Source organism: Pseudomonas sp., from assembly GCF_041601375.1.
Classification (GTDB): domain Bacteria; phylum Pseudomonadota; class Gammaproteobacteria; order Pseudomonadales; family Pseudomonadaceae; genus Aquipseudomonas.
In genome coordinates this window covers 1-16,466 of sequence record NZ_JBFIIG010000093.1, presented here as the reverse complement: position 1 = coordinate 16,466, position 16,466 = coordinate 1, and the positions used below count along the sequence as shown (strand labels likewise).

18 protein-coding genes are annotated in these 16,466 nt (G+C 60.4%); 6 read left to right on the top strand and 12 right to left on the bottom strand.

Translation table 11 applies throughout. The features are described 5' to 3' along the window. The 9 genes from ABZE94_RS13260 to aspS form a co-directional block, all read right to left on the bottom strand. The coding region (locus ABZE94_RS13260; protein WP_372875979.1) for a cell envelope integrity protein TolA at positions 1-373 on the bottom strand (373 nt) is incomplete at its 3' end. Continuing rightward, entirely contained in the window at positions 373-825 is a 453-nt protein-coding gene (gene tolR, locus ABZE94_RS13255) for a protein TolR (RefSeq protein WP_372875978.1), read from the bottom strand. The genes tolR and ABZE94_RS13260, both read right to left, overlap by 1 nt. A gap of 33 nt (positions 826-858) precedes the next feature. Then, positions 859-1,554: a protein TolQ gene (tolQ, locus tag ABZE94_RS13250; protein ID WP_372875977.1), complete on the bottom strand. Its 696-nt coding sequence runs from the start codon at positions 1,552-1,554 to the stop codon at positions 859-861. Positions 1,555-1,556: 2 nt separating this feature from the next. After that, complete coding sequence (gene ybgC / locus ABZE94_RS13245; protein ID WP_372875976.1) at positions 1,557-2,009, bottom strand: tol-pal system-associated acyl-CoA thioesterase; 453 nt, start codon at positions 2,007-2,009, stop codon at positions 1,557-1,559. Positions 2,010-2,287: 278 nt separating this feature from the next. Next, complete coding sequence (ruvB, locus tag ABZE94_RS13240) at positions 2,288-3,340, bottom strand: Holliday junction branch migration DNA helicase RuvB (RefSeq protein ID WP_372875975.1); 1,053 nt, start codon at positions 3,338-3,340, stop codon at positions 2,288-2,290. A gap of 6 nt (positions 3,341-3,346) precedes the next feature. After that, positions 3,347-3,952 (bottom strand): Holliday junction branch migration protein RuvA, encoded by a 606-nt coding sequence (ruvA, locus tag ABZE94_RS13235; protein ID WP_372875974.1) that lies wholly within the window; start codon positions 3,950-3,952, stop codon positions 3,347-3,349. Positions 3,953-3,973: 21 nt separating this feature from the next. Then, the gene (gene ruvC / locus ABZE94_RS13230) at positions 3,974-4,498 is read right to left on the bottom strand and encodes a crossover junction endodeoxyribonuclease RuvC (RefSeq protein ID WP_372875973.1); all 525 of its coding nucleotides are present in this window, start codon (positions 4,496-4,498) and stop codon (positions 3,974-3,976) included. Between the two features lie 314 nt (positions 4,499-4,812). Next, positions 4,813-5,559 (bottom strand): YebC/PmpR family DNA-binding transcriptional regulator, encoded by a 747-nt coding sequence (locus ABZE94_RS13225; RefSeq protein ID WP_372875972.1) that lies wholly within the window; start codon positions 5,557-5,559, stop codon positions 4,813-4,815. Positions 5,560-5,808: 249 nt separating this feature from the next. Continuing rightward, positions 5,809-7,584, bottom strand: a complete 1,776-nt coding sequence (gene aspS, locus ABZE94_RS13220) for an aspartate--tRNA ligase (protein WP_372875971.1) — start codon at positions 7,582-7,584, stop codon at positions 5,809-5,811. 517 nt (positions 7,585-8,101) lie between these two features. On the opposite strand from aspS, the gene ABZE94_RS13215 reads away from it, so the two are divergent. From ABZE94_RS13215 to ABZE94_RS13200, 4 genes are all read left to right on the top strand, one after another. Beyond that, entirely contained in the window at positions 8,102-9,220 is a 1,119-nt protein-coding gene (locus ABZE94_RS13215) for an HD domain-containing phosphohydrolase (protein ID WP_372875970.1), read from the top strand. A gap of 203 nt (positions 9,221-9,423) precedes the next feature. Further along, positions 9,424-9,894 (top strand): Dps family protein, encoded by a 471-nt coding sequence (locus ABZE94_RS13210; RefSeq protein ID WP_238041811.1) that lies wholly within the window; start codon positions 9,424-9,426, stop codon positions 9,892-9,894. Positions 9,895-10,069: 175 nt separating this feature from the next. After that, positions 10,070-11,137: a GGDEF domain-containing protein gene (locus ABZE94_RS13205; RefSeq protein WP_372875969.1), complete on the top strand. Its 1,068-nt coding sequence runs from the start codon at positions 10,070-10,072 to the stop codon at positions 11,135-11,137. A gap of 170 nt (positions 11,138-11,307) precedes the next feature. Beyond that, positions 11,308-11,910: a cold shock domain-containing protein membrane protein gene (locus ABZE94_RS13200; protein ID WP_372875982.1), complete on the top strand. Its 603-nt coding sequence runs from the start codon at positions 11,308-11,310 to the stop codon at positions 11,908-11,910. 71 nt (positions 11,911-11,981) lie between these two features. Here the strand turns inward: ABZE94_RS13200 and ABZE94_RS13195 are convergent, their stop codons facing one another. After that, entirely contained in the window at positions 11,982-12,188 is a 207-nt protein-coding gene (locus tag ABZE94_RS13195; protein WP_372875981.1) for a SlyX family protein, read from the bottom strand. A gap of 3 nt (positions 12,189-12,191) precedes the next feature. Further along, positions 12,192-12,617: an HIT family protein gene (locus ABZE94_RS13190; RefSeq protein WP_372875968.1), complete on the bottom strand. Its 426-nt coding sequence runs from the start codon at positions 12,615-12,617 to the stop codon at positions 12,192-12,194. Between the two features lie 752 nt (positions 12,618-13,369). Between ABZE94_RS13190 and ABZE94_RS13185 the strand changes: the two genes are divergently transcribed. Next, positions 13,370-14,629, top strand: coding sequence for an OprD family porin (locus ABZE94_RS13185; protein ID WP_372875967.1), 1,260 nt, complete (start codon positions 13,370-13,372; stop codon positions 14,627-14,629). Positions 14,630-14,726: 97 nt separating this feature from the next. Here the strand turns inward: ABZE94_RS13185 and ABZE94_RS13180 are convergent, their stop codons facing one another. Beyond that, complete coding sequence (locus ABZE94_RS13180; RefSeq protein ID WP_372875980.1) at positions 14,727-15,134, bottom strand: PaaI family thioesterase; 408 nt, start codon at positions 15,132-15,134, stop codon at positions 14,727-14,729. A gap of 115 nt (positions 15,135-15,249) precedes the next feature. Here ABZE94_RS13180 and ABZE94_RS13175 point away from each other — a divergent pair. Next, the coding region (locus ABZE94_RS13175; protein ID WP_372875966.1) for a proline--tRNA ligase at positions 15,250-16,466 on the top strand (1,217 nt) is incomplete at its 3' end.

Below are 16,466 nucleotides of genomic sequence, written 5' to 3'. Positions count from 1 at the left end.
TCTTCGCTGCATCGGCTTTCTTCGCTGCATCGGCCTTTCGAGCCTCCTCGGCCTTCTTTTGTTCCGCAGCCTTTGCCGCAACAGCCTGTTTTTCCTTGTCGGCTTTCTTCTGTTCGAGCTGTTCAGTCTCATAAATTGGCGCGGTGGTTTTCTTGGTCTCACCGGCAATTTTCTGGTTGGTCTGGGTGGTCGCCTGGCTCTGCGACTTCAGTTGATACAGAGTCGCCTGAACGATTGGCCGGGCCGGCGGCAGGTCCGGGGCGAAGGCAAAACTGACGAACAGCATGGCGAACATCAGGGCATGCAGCGCCACAGCCCAGAGCACGGGCCAGAACAGGCTTTCCGAAGGTGATCGCTCGCGTTGCTCGCGCATCAGGGGGCCTCGGTAATCAGCCCGACGTTACCCACGTCGGCCTGCTGCAGGCCGCTCATGGCCAGCATCACGGTGCCATAATCGACCGCCTTGTCGCCGCGCACGAACACCTGCACCTGCTTACCCTGACTGCGACTCTGGCTGAGGATCGCAGTCACCGCGCGGGTCATTTCCTCCAGGGTCATGGCTTGATCCTGCACGGTATCGACATCGACTTCCGAGCCCATATTCCAGAAGTAGGATTTGTCGGCCTTGATCGAAATGGTCAGCACCTGGGCGTTGTTATCCTGCGGCAGGACCTCGCTGCTGACCTGCGGCAGATCGACCTTGACACCTTGATTGAGCATTGGCGCGGTCACCATGAAGATCACCAGCAGCACCAACATCACGTCGATGTAAGGCACCACGTTCATCTCGGAGACCGGCTTGCGTCTGTTGCGAATTCTGGCCATGGCTTTGAAACCTATCTTGAGAGAGCCTAAGGCTTAGTCGTCGCGGGTATGCACCTTACGGTGCAGAATCGCCTGGAACTCGTCGGCAAAGGTGTAGTAGCGACCGATCAGCATCTCGCCGCGCGAGGAGAACCGGTTGTAGGCGATTACCGCGGGAATCGCGGCGAACAGACCGATAGCAGTGGCAATCAGCGCCTCGGCGATACCCGGCGCCACAGTGGCCAGGGTCGCTTGTTGCACCTGGGCCAAGCCGCGGAAGGAGTTCATGATCCCCCAGACGGTACCGAACAGGCCGATATAGGGACTGGTGGAACCGACGGTGGCGAGAAACGGCAGGCTCTGTTCGAGCTTCTCTTCTTCGCGCGAAATGGCCACGCGCATGCCGCGCGCCACACCGTCCATTACCGCATCGGGGTCGACGCCCTGCTGCTGACGCAGACGGGAGAACTCCTTGAAGCCGGCGCGAAAGATCTGCTCCAGCCCCGAGTCCGGGTCCGGGTTGCTGCCGGCCTGACGATACAGCTTGGACAAATCGATACCGGACCAGAAACGCTCCTCGAAGTTGTCCAGGGCACGCTTGGCGGCGCGCAGCAAGGTGCTGCGCTGGAAAATCATGACCCACGAGGTGACCGAGGCGGCCACCAGCGTCAACATCACCAACTGTACTACCAGGCTGGCATTGCTGATCAAACTCCACATCGACATATGGTCAACGGTGTTGGCTTCCACGCTTACTCTCCTGCTTTGGCCGTGCCCGTGTCGCTCAGGCCGGCAAAGGCCGCACGCAAAGCTTCGGGAAGAGCCCGGGGTTTCAAATTGTCGGCGCGCACACAGGCCACCAGGAACTGCCCCTCACAGAGCAGCGCATCATCCGTGGCCCGCCTGACCTGCTGACGAAAACGCAGGCTGGCACGGTTTAATTCCATCACTTGCGCACTTACCAGCAGCTCATCATCCAGGCGCGCCGGCGCGTGATAGCGCGCCTCACTGGAATGCACGACGAACAACAGGCCCTCACCCGCCAGCGTCGACTGGGCAAAGCCCAGGTCGCGCAGCCGCTCGGTGCGAGCCCGTTCCATGAATTTGAGGTAATTGACGTAGTAGACGATGCCGCCTGCATCGGTGTCTTCGAAATAAACCCGACAACGATGGGCGAAAGGCTGAACTCCGTTTTGTGCGTGCATACTCTAGTGCTAGCTCCTCAACTTGCCAATCTCTGGTCGCAAGTATTTTTGCTTGGCAGGCCGTTGAAAAACTACCTGCGCTGGCCCTCTTGATGAGAGGGGCGTTAAAAACGGCCTCAGCAAGCCGCTTGCGGCTAACGCGCTTCAGCGCGGCCCGTAGGGCGAGCGAAGCGAGTAATGCTCATTTACAGCCAGTAAATTCCGCTTCCTCGGCCGTTTTTTTGCGGGGACGCCTAGTCCTTGTCTTGCCTGCCTCGCCTACATTTTTCAACGGCCTGTTACTCGCCATCGGCAGCAAACAAGTCGACGGACGGCAGATCCCCCATACGTTTCGGCATGTTCAGGCCGAAATGCAGGTAGGCATGCCGGGTGACCACGCGCCCGCGCGGGGTACGCATGATGTAGCCCTGCTGAATCAGGTAGGGCTCCAGTACATCTTCGATGGTGTGGCGCTCTTCGCTGATCGCCGCGGCCAGGCTGTCGACCCCCACGGGGCCGCCATCGAACTTCTCGATCATGGTCAGCAGCAGCCGGCGATCCTGGTGATCGAAACCACGCTCGTCGACATCCAGCAGGTTGAGTGCCGAGTCGGCAATCTGCCGGGTGATGTCGCCCTGGCCACGCACTTGGGCGAAATCCCGCACCCGGCGCAGCAGGCGATTGGCGATGCGCGGCGTACCGCGGGCGCGCCGAGCGATCTCGAAGGCGCCCTGGGCCTCGATCGGCAAACCGAGAATGCCCGCCGAACGAGTAACGATGGTGGTCAGGTCCTCGGTGTTGTAGAACTCCAGACGCTGAACGATACCGAAACGGTCGCGCAACGGGTTGGTCAGCATGCCGGCGCGGGTGGTGGCGCCCACCAGGGTGAAGGCCGGCAAGTCGAGCTTGATCGAACGCGCAGCCGGGCCTTCGCCGATCATGATATCCAGCTGAAAGTCTTCCATCGCCGGGTACAGCACTTCCTCGACGATCGGCGACAGACGATGGATTTCATCGATGAACAATACATCGCCCGGTTCAAGATTGGTCAGCAGCGCAGCCAGATCGCCCGGCCGCTCCAGCACCGGCCCGGAGGTGCTCTTGATCGACACGCCCATTTCCTGGGCGATGATATTGGCCAGGGTGGTCTTGCCCAGCCCCGGCGGACCGAAGATCAGGGTGTGATCGAGGGCTTCACTGCGCCCCCTGGCGGCCTGGATAAACAGCTCCATCTGCTCGCGCACGCTTGGCTGGCCGATGTATTCGGCCAGCTTCAGCGGCCGAATGGCACGATCCACCTGCTCGTCGCGGTCGCGGCTGGTGGCGGTAATCAGGCGATCTGCTTCTAACATCTGGAGTTACACCATTCCCTTCAGGGCACGACGGATCATGTCTTCACTGCTCAACCCATCTTGCTTGATCGCGGAGACGGCGCGACTGGCTTCTTGTGGCTTGTAACCGAGGGAAATAAGCGCACTGACTGCATCATTCTCTGCATGTGGGACTGCGCCGACGCCGCGAGGTTCAACGACCAGAGTCGCCATGCCCGGCACGGCCTCCCAGGCCTTGAAGCGATCTTTCAATTCAACCAGCAGGCGTTCGGCGGTTTTCTTGCCGACCCCGGGGATTTTCACCAGCACCGAGGAGTCTTGCGCCTGCACGCAACGCACCAGCTCATCGACCTCCAGCCCGGACATCAGGGCCAGCGCCAGTTTCGGGCCAACGCCATTGAGCCGGATCAGCTCGCGAAACAGCTGGCGCTCACGCTTCTCGAAGAAGCCATAGAGCAGGTGCGCATCTTCGCGCACCACCAGGTGCGTGTGCAGGGTCAGAGGCTCGCCGACTGCCGGCAAACGGTACAAGGTTGTCATGGGCACTTCCAGCTCATAGCCCAGACCGTTCACATCCAGAATCAAATGCGGCGGCTGCTTCTCCGCCAGGGTGCCGCACAAACGTCCAATCACCGCTGCTTTCCTTGAATAACGCTATAAACGAAGGCGACCGCCGCGCCGCTTGGCGGCGACCAGGCCGTGTGGAATCAGGCTTTGCCGGTGATGGGCATGGCACAGCGCAATCGCCAGGGCATCCGAGGCATCGATCTGCGGCTTCTGCACCAGCTTGAGCAAATGCATGACCATCATCTGCACCTGCTCCTTATCGGCGCCGCCGCTGCCGGCAATCGCCTGCTTGACCTGGGTCGCGGTGTACTCGGCGATATCCAGCCCCGCCTCGATCCCCGCCACTATAGCCACGCCGCGGGCCTGACCGAGTTTGAGGGCCGAATCCGGGTTGCGCGCCATGAAGACCTGCTCGATGCCCATGGTCACCGGCCCGTAGGTCTCGATCACCTCGCGTACGCCGCGAAAAACCATCTGCAAACGCTCCGGCATCGAGCCGCTACCGGTACGAATGCAGCCCGAGGCGACATATTCGCAACTGCGCCCGCTATCACGCACCACACCATAACCGGTGATACGCGAACCGGGGTCGATACCGAGGATCAACGTCATGCCCTACCATCCGCCCGAGTTGCCGATCAAAGCCGGCAACCATACTGTTTATCTATCCAGTTCGCGAGTATAGGGCCAGCCTTCGCTGCCGTCACCCACATGGCAGCCATAAAAAAGGCTATGTCGCAGTTACCTGTTGCGTCGCAAGCGTCTAATTGTAGGAGCGGCTTCAGCCGCGAAATTCGCGGATAAATCCGCTCCTACAGAAGCCAGAGCGCGCCTGCAACGCATAACCTGTACAGAGCCATAAAAAAACCGGAAGCACACGGGCAACAGCGCCCAGTAACTTCCGGTCCGTGGCACTCAACAACCAATCAACCCAACTGCTCCATGATCTCGTCGGGGATCTCGGCGTTGTGGTAGACGTTCTGCACGTCGTCGAGGTCTTCCAGCATGTCGATCAGCTTGATCACTTTCTGTGCGGTTTCCAGGTCCGTGACCGGCGCACTGAGCGACGGGATCATCGCCACCTCGGCCTCGTCACCCCTGAAGCCGGCATTGCTCAGCGCCTCGTTTACCGCGTGGAAGTCGGCGAACGCGGTATAGACCTCGACCGAACCGTCCTCGCCGCTGACCACATCGTCGGCCCCGGCTTCCAGCGCCGCCTCCATCAAGGCGTCTTCATCGACCCCCGGGGCGTAGCTGATCTGCCCCTTGCGCTCGAACATATAGGCCACCGAGCCATCGGTGCCCAGGTTGCCGCCGCACTTGGTAAAGGCGTGGCGCACTTCGGCGGCCGTGCGATTGCGGTTATCGGTCATGGCTTCGACGAAGATCGCCACGCCACTGGGCGCATAACCTTCGTAGCTCAGCTCGACCATGTTGTCGGCTTCGTCCGAGCCGACCCCGCGGGCGATCGCCCGGTCGATGGTGTCGCGGGTCATGTTGGCGGTCAGCGCCTTGTCCACGGCCAGGCGCAGACGCGGATTGTCCGCCGGCAGACCACCGCCCTTGGCGGCGACGGTCAGTTCACGAATCAGCTTGGTGAAAATCTTGCCGCGCTTGGCGTCTTGACGTCCTTTGCGGTGCTTGATGTTGGCCCATTTGGAATGACCAGCCATAACTCACTCCGTCTGCAATTCAACTCAGGTTGTGTAACACCCATAACGAAGAAGCCTGGTAAACCCAGGCTCCTTGTCGCCGGCAAGGCTTAGGCCCTGTCAATAAATAACTACGACGTCTTGCTGGTCTTTTCGTCCGCCTTCGGCGTTACGGCAAAGCTTACATAGAACGACTATGCGCGCCTTGCCCTGCCTTGAAGGCAAACGAAAATCCGGCGCAATACGTGGCAGTTATTTCTTTCCATGCCCTTATTCGGCCTTGGGCTGCTCGCGCAGGCGAATGTGCAATTCGCGCAACGCCTTGTTGTCCACCACACCCGGTGCCTGGGTCATGACGCAGGCGGCGCTCTGGGTTTTCGGGAAGGCGATCACTTCGCGGATCGACTGCGCGCCGGTCATCAGCATCACCAGACGATCCAGACCGAAGGCCAGGCCACCGTGTGGTGGCGCGCCGTACTTCAGCGCGTCGAGGAGGAAGCCGAACTTCTCCTGCTGCTCCTCCTCGCTGATGCCGAGCACGCGGAACACCGCCTGCTGCATGCCCTTGTCGTGAATACGGATCGAACCGCCGCCCAATTCGGTGCCGTTGAGCACCATGTCATAGGCACGCGACAAGGCGACCGCCGGATTGGCTTGCAGCTCGGCAGCGGTGCAGCTCGGCGAGGTGAAGGGGTGGTGCAACGAGGTCAGGCTGCCGTCGTCACTCTCCTCGAACATCGGGAAGTCGACCACCCACAGCGGCGCCCATGCACAGGTCAGCAGATCGAGATCGTGGCCCAGTTTGATGCGCAGCGCGCCCAGGGCTTCGCTGACGATCTTGGCCTTGTCGGCGCCGAAGAACACGATGTCGCCATCGACCGCACCGACCCGATCGAGGATCACGTTGAGGTTGTCCAGCGGGATGTTCTTGACGATCGGCGACTGCAGGCCTTCGACACCATTGGCACGCTGGTTGACCTTGATATAGGCCAACCCGCGGGCGCCGTAGATGCCGACGAACTTGGTGTAATCGTCGATCTGCTTGCGCGGCATGCTCGCCCCGCCCGGCACGCGCAACGCGGCAACGCGGGATTTGGGGTCGTTGGCCGGGCCGCTGAACACCTTGAAATCGACGTCCGTGAGCTGATCGGCGACATCCACCAGTTCCAGCGGGATGCGCAGATCCGGCTTGTCCGAGCCATAGCGACGCATGGCCTCGGCGAAGCTCATGTGCGGGAAGTCGGCGAACTCGACATCCAGCACTTCGCGGAACAGCTGGCGGATCATCTTCTCGGTGATGCCCATGATGTCGGCTTCATCGAGGAAACTGGTCTCGATGTCGATCTGGGTGAACTCCGGCTGGCGGTCGGCACGCAGGTCCTCGTCGCGGAAGCACTTGGCGATCTGGTAGTAGCGGTCGAAGCCGGCGACCATCAACAGCTGCTTGAACAGCTGCGGCGACTGCGGCAGGGCGAAGAAGCTGCCCGCATGAGTGCGGCTCGGCACCAGGTAGTCACGTGCGCCTTCCGGGGTGGCGCGGGTGAGGATCGGCGTTTCCACGTCGAGGAAACCGTTGTCGTCCAGGTAGCGACGGATGCTGGTGGTGATGCTCGAACGCAGCTTCAGCTTGGCCGCCATTTCCGGGCGACGCAGGTCGATGAAGCGGTAACGCAGGCGGGTTTCCTCACCGACATCGGTGTACTCGTTGAGCGGGAACGGTGGGGTTTCCGCCTCGTTGAGCACTTCCAGCTCATAGCCCAACACCTCGATGGCGCCGCTGGCCATGTTGGCATTGCGTGCACCGTCCGGACGCAGGCGCACCTTGCCGGTAATTTTCACCACATATTCGCTACGCACCCTGTCGGCGACGGCAAAGGTCTCGGCGCGATCGGGGTCGAACACCACCTGGGCCAGACCCTCCCGGTCACGGATATCGAGGAAGATCACTCCGCCATGGTCACGGCGGCGATGGACCCAACCGCAAAGGGTGACTTCCTGGCCGTCCAGGCTCTCGTTCAGTTGGCCGCAATAATGGCTGCGCATCATGGTGGTAATCGCTTCTCTTGAGTCTTGAATTCGTTGGGCCGCGTGGAGTGAGGTGCTTGTCCGGGGCCATGCCAGCCGGCAGGTTCACGCGGTATGTTGTGCAATTGCAACAGTCGGCGGGGCCAGCAATCGACCAACGGCGCGTTTGCGCCAGACCGCCATCAACCCGCGTTTCGCGGCAAAGCGCAGGATTATATATGGTTAAGCCGCCACTTGCAGCCGCCCCACCCTGGAGCCTGTCGGACCAGCGACTGTCCTGCCGCGGAAAAGCCCGACAGGCTCCTGGCACTTTTTTCCGGCCGCCTATACTCAGAGCTTGTGAAAATAACGAGCGCCGTCGCGAGAGCGCCTCCTGGTGTTCGCGGCAAGGCGCGTTACGCGAAAAACGGGGGAGTTTAGCGAGCTAAATGACCTTGTTTTTCGCGTAACGCAACGCCAGCAGCGGGCGCCTGGGGGCGTTCGCAGTAGGCGGGAGTTTTTTCACAAGCTCTCAGCTCCAGCCTCACGGAGATCACTCATGAGTACATCCAGCCCCGCCGACCTGCCCAATGATGTACTGGAAGATTTTCGCCAGGAAACCGCAGAGCAGTTTCAGCGCAGCGAACAACTGCTTATCGAGCTGGAGCACTGCCCCGAGGATAGAGAAAAACTGCACGACCTGTTTCGCCAGGTTCATACCCTCAAGGGCAACCTGGGTTATATCGGCCTGAACACGTTAATGCCCCTGCCACAGGCCATGGAAGACGTTCTGGCTTGCTTGCGCGAGGCACGCCTGACCTTTGACAGCCTGCTAGGCGACATTCTGTTGCTTACCCTGGATCACCTCAAAGAATTGATAGCGCAAGGCCTGGGTGGCTCCACCGCCCGCCTCGCCCCCCAGCAGTTCGAGACACTCAGTCAAGCCTTGCGCACACTGGCGACGCTTCCCGCGGCCCGACAGACGGAGGGCCGGCGCTCGCTCCTGCAGCAGCTCGACCCCAACAGCCAGCTACCCGCGCCCACAACGCCCAGCGACTCACTGGCCGTCGAACTGCTCGAGCAACACGGCATTGCGCCGAGCGAAGACCTGCTGTTCTTCATCGAACTGATGCACGCCAGCGAGCGGCGCTCGCACTACTGGCAGGGCCGGGGCTTGCGTCAACTGGACCTGGCCCTGGCCATCAACCAAATCGGCGGCACACCGGAACACCCCGCGCAACTGGCAGCTGCCGTATGCCTGCATGACCTGGGCATGGCCTTTCTGCCCCTGGATACGTTGCACAAGGACGCCAATCTCAGCCATGAAGAACGCCAGCAGATGCAATCACACCCACGCCTGGCCTATGACCTACTGAAACGCCTGCCTGATTGGGAGGCAGCCGCCGACATCGCCCTGCAACACCAGGAGCATGCCGACGGCAGCGGCTACCCGCAAGCCCTGCAGGAGCGCGACATTCGCCCCGGCGCCCTGATTCTCAATATTGTCGACACCTTCGATGCACGCACCCATGAGCGTGCCCACCAAACCCTGAGCAAGCGTCCATTGCTGCGCGCCATCCTGGAAATCAACGGCCTGGCAGGTCGCCAGTTCAGCCCGCACTGGGTCGACGTATTCAACCGCACCCTCCAGCAACACCCGACCCTCGCGCACCGCTGACCAGTGCGCCGGGCCTCCGCACCGCCCCAGGCTCACCGGGAGCCCCTCGCTACAGCGCTCCTGCCAGTGCATAAGAGCCGAAACCCATAGCCTCGAACAATGGCGCTTATTGACATAAGCCAAGATCAGGCTGCAGCGCCCATGCTAGGCTCTGCGCATTGCGGAGCCAGACAAGCTCCGAGCCACCTGAAAGGAGAATCGCCTTGGAAATCAACATCGGAATCGCTGAGCAGGATCGCGCCGCCATCGCCGAAGGCCTGTCCCGTCTGCTCGCCGACACTTACACCCTGTACCTGAAAACCCACAATTTCCATTGGAACGTCACCGGCCCGATGTTCAACACCCTTCACCTGATGTTCGAAGGGCAATACACCGAGCTGGCACTGGCGGTCGACCAGATCGCCGAGCGGATCCGCGCCCTGGGTTTCCCGGCACCCGGCACCTACGCCGCCTATGCCCGCCTGTCTTCGATCAAGGAAGAAGAAGGCGTACCGAGCGCTGCCGACATGATCAAACAACTGGTTCAGGGCCAGGAGGCCGTGATCCGCACCGCTCGCGGAATCTTCCCCTTGCTCGACAAGGTCAGCGACGAACCCACCGCAGACGTGCTGACCCAGCGCATGCAAGTGCATGAAAAAACAGCCTGGATGCTGCGCAGCCTGCTCGACGCCTGACAGGTCACCGAGCCCATGACCCGCTCATCACCTACGGAATCGACCAGCAGGCGAAGACCACTCGCGGTCTTTGCCTGGAACCTGCGCCAGGATCACCCAGGCCGAAATGCGCCTAGGCGTAAGACCAGTGCTTGTTCTATCCTTCAGCCAACCGCAACTTGCCACAGTGACGTGCATGAGCAAGCCAAACAAAACCCCCAGCATTCTTGAGCGCTTCCCGGAAGATACGCGCGAGTCAGCCACCCTGCTGAAGCAGGCCGTGCCTCTGATGATGCGTCATGGCATACCGCCTAATCCGCTGCACTACGCGCTCTGGTATACCTACAGCCAAGGCCAGGAACCGGAACTCAATCGCCGCCTGGACAAGATCGTCTCAGACTTCGACAGTTTCCCCGCAGAAGCGGCAGTCAAACTGTTCCGCGACTACGTCATTCGCCACGAACTCGAAGACGCCCGCGCAGGCCAGCGACAAGTCATCGAACTGGTCGACGGCATCGAAGACGACGTTTCGCTCAGCGTGACCGGCAGCCACAACTATCAAGCCAGCCTGGAGCAGGGGCTCACCGCACTGAAAGAACCGATCGTCGATGACCTGCCCAGCGTACTGAACGACCTGCAACAAAGCACCCAACTGATGCAGGATCAGCAAGAGAAGTTCCTCTACCGCATACGCGCAGCGCAGAATGAGATTCAACACCTGCGCGGCCAACTGGAACGCGCCCATGTTGCGGCAACCCTCGACAGCCTGACCCAGGTATTCAACCGGCACGCCTTTACCCGCCTGCTGGAACAGGCGCTGACTGGCCAACACCAGGGCGTGGCCCTGGTGATGCTGGACATCGACCACTTCAAACAGTTCAACGACCAGTATGGCCATCCGCTGGGTGACCGGGTCCTGCAGCATGTCGGTCAACTGCTGCGCGACGCACTACCACCCCACGCCACTGCGGCACGTTACGGCGGCGAAGAGTTTTGCGTGATTCTTCGCGAGTGCCCCGATACCCAGAGCGCACACGCCTTCGCCGAACACCTGCGGCAGAAAATCCAGTCGCTACGGATAAAAGTACGCCGCACCGACCAGGTTCTTGACAGCATCAGCGCCTCCTTCGGCTTCGCCCTCGCCAAGCCCGGCGACACCCTTGAAAGCCTGCTCACCCGTGCCGATGACGCGCTTTATCAGGCCAAACACGGCGGTCGCAACCAGGTCCACCCCGAGCCCCGCGAAAGCGCCCTAAGCGCTTGATTTGAGTAGCTCACCTCTTTGCTGTTAAATACGCCCCGTGCCGCTGATCCGAACCATTGGATCAGCGCATAGGCCGATGACACGCGCATCCACAACGCCCTAAACCCAAGGCAATGCCTGTGCAATCGGCTCTTCCTGGCGATCCTTTTAATTAAGTGAGTTCATTGAATATGTTGAAAATCGTCCACCTGCTAACGGGCTTCACCGCCCTACTACTGTCCTTTGTACCAAGCCTCGGCAATGACACCCCGCCACTCCTGCAACAGCCAGAGGCCCTGAGCCTTGCCTTGCTCGGCTTACTTAACCTGGTCCTGGCCCCCCAACTGCCTATCTGGCATGCCGGCCTGCGTCACCAACTGCAAAACCTGGTCTCTGCCCTGCTGATACTGGGCACCCTGCTGCAGGCTTTGATTTTACTGGCCCCCCTACCAACGATTGCCGACCTGCCCGCCACCCTGTTCAGCCTGCTCTCCGTGCTCGCCGCAGTACTGCTGCACCTGGCGACCAACCTGCGCCTGAAAGTCCGCGACAGTGCCGTGACTCACAACATGACCGACCGAGAAACCGGCACAGTCAAGTGGTTCAATACATCCAAGGGCTTTGGCTTCATTTCCCGCGACTCGGGTGACGATATCTTCGTGCACTTTCGCGCAATTCGCGGCGAAGGACATCGGGTATTGGTCGAGGGCCAGCGCGTCGAGTTCTCCGTCATGCAACGCGACAAGGGCCTGCAAGCGGAAGACGTGATTGCCGCCTCTCCCGCCCGCCGCTAACCCCCCGAGACCAGAAAAGCCCGCAGAGTGCGGGCTTTTCTGTTTATAGGACGGCTGTCGACACCTGGAAACTAATAATGTGGCGGTGGCGCCTCATCTTCGTCCGCGTCGAGCTGCCCACCCAACTCCTCCTGTCGCCTGGCCAAAGCCGCGACTTGCAACTGCAAGCGCTCCACTTCCCGCTGCTGCGTCACCAGCACGTCATTGAGCGCCTGAATAGCGTCATCCTGAAAAGCCAACCGGCTTTCCAGCTCGGTGATTCGTTGCTCCGCCTTCATCATTCAGCCCTCGATAAAACAGAAATTTTCGGCCAGCACCAGGCGCAACCTGTCCTTGATCGCCAGAACCTGCTCATCGCTATACGGCTGCGCAGGCAGCCTGCCCCACACCGGCGCCGGCCAGGCGGCATCATCACGACGCCGCGCGATCACATGCATATGCAGTTGGCCGACCACATTGCCCAGGGTCGCAATGTTCATTTTGTCGGCACCAAAGGCATCCTTGAGCGTCTCGGCCAGCATCGTGGTTTCTTGCCACAAGGCCTGCTGATCATCGGCATCGAGCTGAAACAGCTCACACACCTCCTCGCGCCTGGGCACCAGGATAAACCAGGGGTAGTGCGCATCGTTCATCAACAGTAAACGGCACAGCGAAAAATCGCCCACCGGCAGAGTGTCCTGCTGCAAACGCGGATCCAGAACAAACATCGGCCACCCTCCTGCCACACGGTTGAATAAACACAGCTTAGCGTCATAAGCGCAAACCCGACATGCCAAGCGACGGGCCAGCAGGATACGCGGAACCGCAGCGGATTCACCTGCACAGCCGGCACGGCAACGACGCCGCACGAGCCCGCCAAGCAGCGGCGCACGACAACGGAGCACGCACCATTAATGCGCACCGTTTGTTTCCTACCGTAATGCCCCCCCAGCAAACGTTACCAGCGCAACCCTACCCTCCCCAGCCGCATGCCGCCTACGCCCCACCAACGCCCACAGAGAGCTTACGGATCAGCCTGCCTTTCATCACCTGTACAACTGGCCTGAAGCGGCTGTAACCCCCATGAAACCTGATGGCAATACCTTTACAAGACTTGCCGGGCGCAGCTCGGAGCAGCAAATAGTCGACATATGACGAGCGCCATGCATTTTGAGCACGACTCTTGCTTTAGCTACCGAGGCACTCGGGACACCGGGCGACCCAGCAACAAAACCCGGTTATTGGGGAGCGGAATCGCAGAATTCGTCGGCGCTGCAAACCACACGCGCAAAACTACAGAATTGCGACATGCTTTATCGTCTTTTGCGACATGAGCGTGAACAAGGCGCAAGGAACAGATTGCAACTATCGCCAACTTTGGCCGCATGCTATAAGTTACCGCCGACACAAAAAAGAAAGAGCTGTCCATATAACAACTCGCTGGACAGCGCAACTCTTCTAAACCAAAGGAGCAATCACGATGCAAGTGATGAAGTGGAGCGTAATCGCCCTGGCAGTAGCCGCGGGTAGCACTCAAATGGCCGTAGCCTCTAGCCAGTCCGAGTCCAAGGGCTTTCTGGAAGACAGCACTTTCAATATCTTCAACCGCATCCTGTATCACAACCGTGACTTCCGTAACGGCGCATCCAACACTTCCGGTACCGGCGACAACGGCTATTATGAAGAGGCTGGCCTGGGTATTCGCCTGCTGGCCGAGTCCGGCTTCACCCAAGGCACCGTAGGTGTCGGCGTTGACGCCCACTCCCTCTCCAGCATCAAGCTGGACAGCGGCCGCGGTCGTTATGGCTCGGGTCAGTTCGACAAGACCGATAGCGGTCGCGGCGACGACACCCAGACCGAAGTGGGCGGCGCTATCAAGTTCCGCATTTCCGACACCGTTCTGAAATACGGCAACCAGATGACTGGCAGCCCGGTCTTCAGCACCGACGACAGCCGCATCCTGCCAGAGGTTGCCACTGGCACCCTGCTGACCAGCAACGAAATCGAAGGCCTGGAACTGACCGCCGGTCGCTTCACCGCTCTGAGCAGCCAACGGAGCAGCGATCGCGACACCTTCGGCCTGAAGTCCGCCAATATCGTCGGCGCCAGCTACAGCTTCACCGACAACTTCAGCGGCGCCATCCACGCCTCTGACGTCGAAGACCACTTCAAGAAGACCTATGTCAACCTGAACTACAACCTGCCACTGGCAGACAATCAGGCCTTGAACTTCGACTTCAACGGCTACCGCACTCGCGGTGACGGCCAAGAACTCGATGGCGAAGTCGACAACAAAATCTGGAGCCTCGCGGCTGCCTACTCCATCGATGGTCACAAGTTCACCCTGGGCCATCAGCGCTCCAGCGGTGACGCTGGCTACGTTTACGGTGTTGACGGCGGCGGCACCATCTGGCTGAACAACTCGGTTCAGTACTCCGACTTCAATGGCAAGGACGAGACCTCCTGGCAGGCTCGTTACGACCTGAACATGGCTACCTATGGCGTTCCGGGCCTGAGCTTCATGACCCGCTACACCACTGGCGACAACATTGACGTTGGCCCAGGCAGCGACGCCAAGGAACACGAACTGGATATCGAAGCCAAGTACGTGATCCAGGAAGGCGCTGCGAAGGATCTGTCCTTCCGTGTGCGTAACGCGATCTATCGTGCGAACAGCTCGTACGACAATGACGTGAATGACTTCCGCCTGATCGTCGAATACCCGCTGAGCGTGTTGTGATTCAGCTGTAATTCGTTAGCGACATGAAAAGCCCGGCTTCTGCCGGGCTTTTTCTTGTCTGCCACTTATATACTGATCATTATTTAACCAATACTCATCACAGTGGCAATGCGTAAGTGCCGGTCACGTGCGCCACCAACTCTTCTTCATTACCCAATGAATAAAGCGATACTTCGCACACCGCCTGCCGCTTGCTTAAACGCAGAATCCGCGCTTCGGCCAACAGGTCTACCGGTTTTGGCTTGACCAGAAAGTTAATATTAAGGTTTGACGTCACCGCCATTTCCACCCGCCCCAATCGTCCCAGCACAACCGCATACATGGCCGCATCCGCCAGCGCCATGATGGTCGGCCCCGACAGGGTGCCGCCCGGGCGGATCAGTTTGGCGTGAAAAGGCACCCGCGCCAGCACGCCCTGCGTATCCAGCCGGTCGATGCACAGCTCGATGTCCTCCGCGAGCGGCAACCCAGCCCGAATCAGTGCCTGAACCTGTTCAGCCGTCAATACCGTCACTCTCACCTCCTTCTTGAGTCGCCTGCCTGCATCCTGTACGCAACAGTACAGGCACCGTACAATGCCGACCTATCAAAAGCCCTTGCAACCGACAGAACGGCCAATTATGCGCACCAGTCAGTTCCTGCTCTCGACACTCAAAGAAACCCCTTCCGATGCCGTGGTGATCAGCCACCAGTTGATGCTGCGCGCCGGCATGATCCGCAAACTAGCCTCGGGCCTGTATACCTGGCTGCCGATGGGGCTGCGTGTGATGCGCAAGGTGGAAGCCATCGTCCGCGAGGAAATGAACGCCGCAGGCGCCCTCGAGGTGCTGATGCCGGCGATTCAGCCCGCCGAGTTGTGGCAGGAGTCGGGCCGCTGGGAGCAATACGGCCCCGAACTGCTGCGCCTGAAGGATCGCCACGGCCGCGAGTTCTGCGTCGGCCCGACCCACGAAGAAGTGATCACCGACCTGGCGCGCAACGAATTGAGCAGCTACAAACAGCTGCCGCTCAACCTGTACCAGATCCAGACCAAGTTCCGTGACGAGATCCGTCCGCGTTTCGGTCTGATGCGCGGCCGCGAATTCATCATGAAGGATGCCTACTCCTTCCATGTCGATCAGGCGTCGCTGCAGGCAACCTATGACCGCATGCACCAGGCCTACTGCCAGATATTCACCCGCCTGGGCCTGAATTTCCGCCCGGTGCAGGCCGATACCGGTTCGATCGGCGGCACCGGCTCCCATGAATTCCACGTGCTGGCCGAATCCGGCGAAGACGATATCGCCTTCAGCGACAGTTCCGACTATGCCGCCAATATCGAGAAGGCCGAGGCCGTTCCGCGCGAAACCGTGCGCGGCGATGCGAGCGAAGCCCTGCGCCTGGTCGAGACCCTGAACACCAAGACCATCAACGACCTGGTCAGCCAGTTCGACGTGGCAATCGAGAAGACCATCAAGACCCTGGTCGTGCATGGCGCCGAGCCCGGCACCCTGATCGCGCTGATCATTCGCGGCGACCACGAGCTCAACGAGATCAAGGCGGCCAACCTGGAACAAGTGGCCAGCCCGCTGGTAATGGCCTCGGAAGCCGAACTGCGCGACGCCATCGGCGCCGGTGCCGGCTCCCTCGGCCCGCTGAACCTGCCACTGCCGTGCATCGTCGATCGCTCGGTCGCCCTGATGAGCGATTTCGTGATCGGCGCCAACATCGACGACAAACACTACTTTGGCGTGAACTGGGAGCGCGACCTGCCCCTGCCGATGGTCGCCGACCTGCGCAACGTCATCGCTGGCGATCCGAGCCCGGATGGCCAGGGCACGCTGGAGATCAAGCGCGG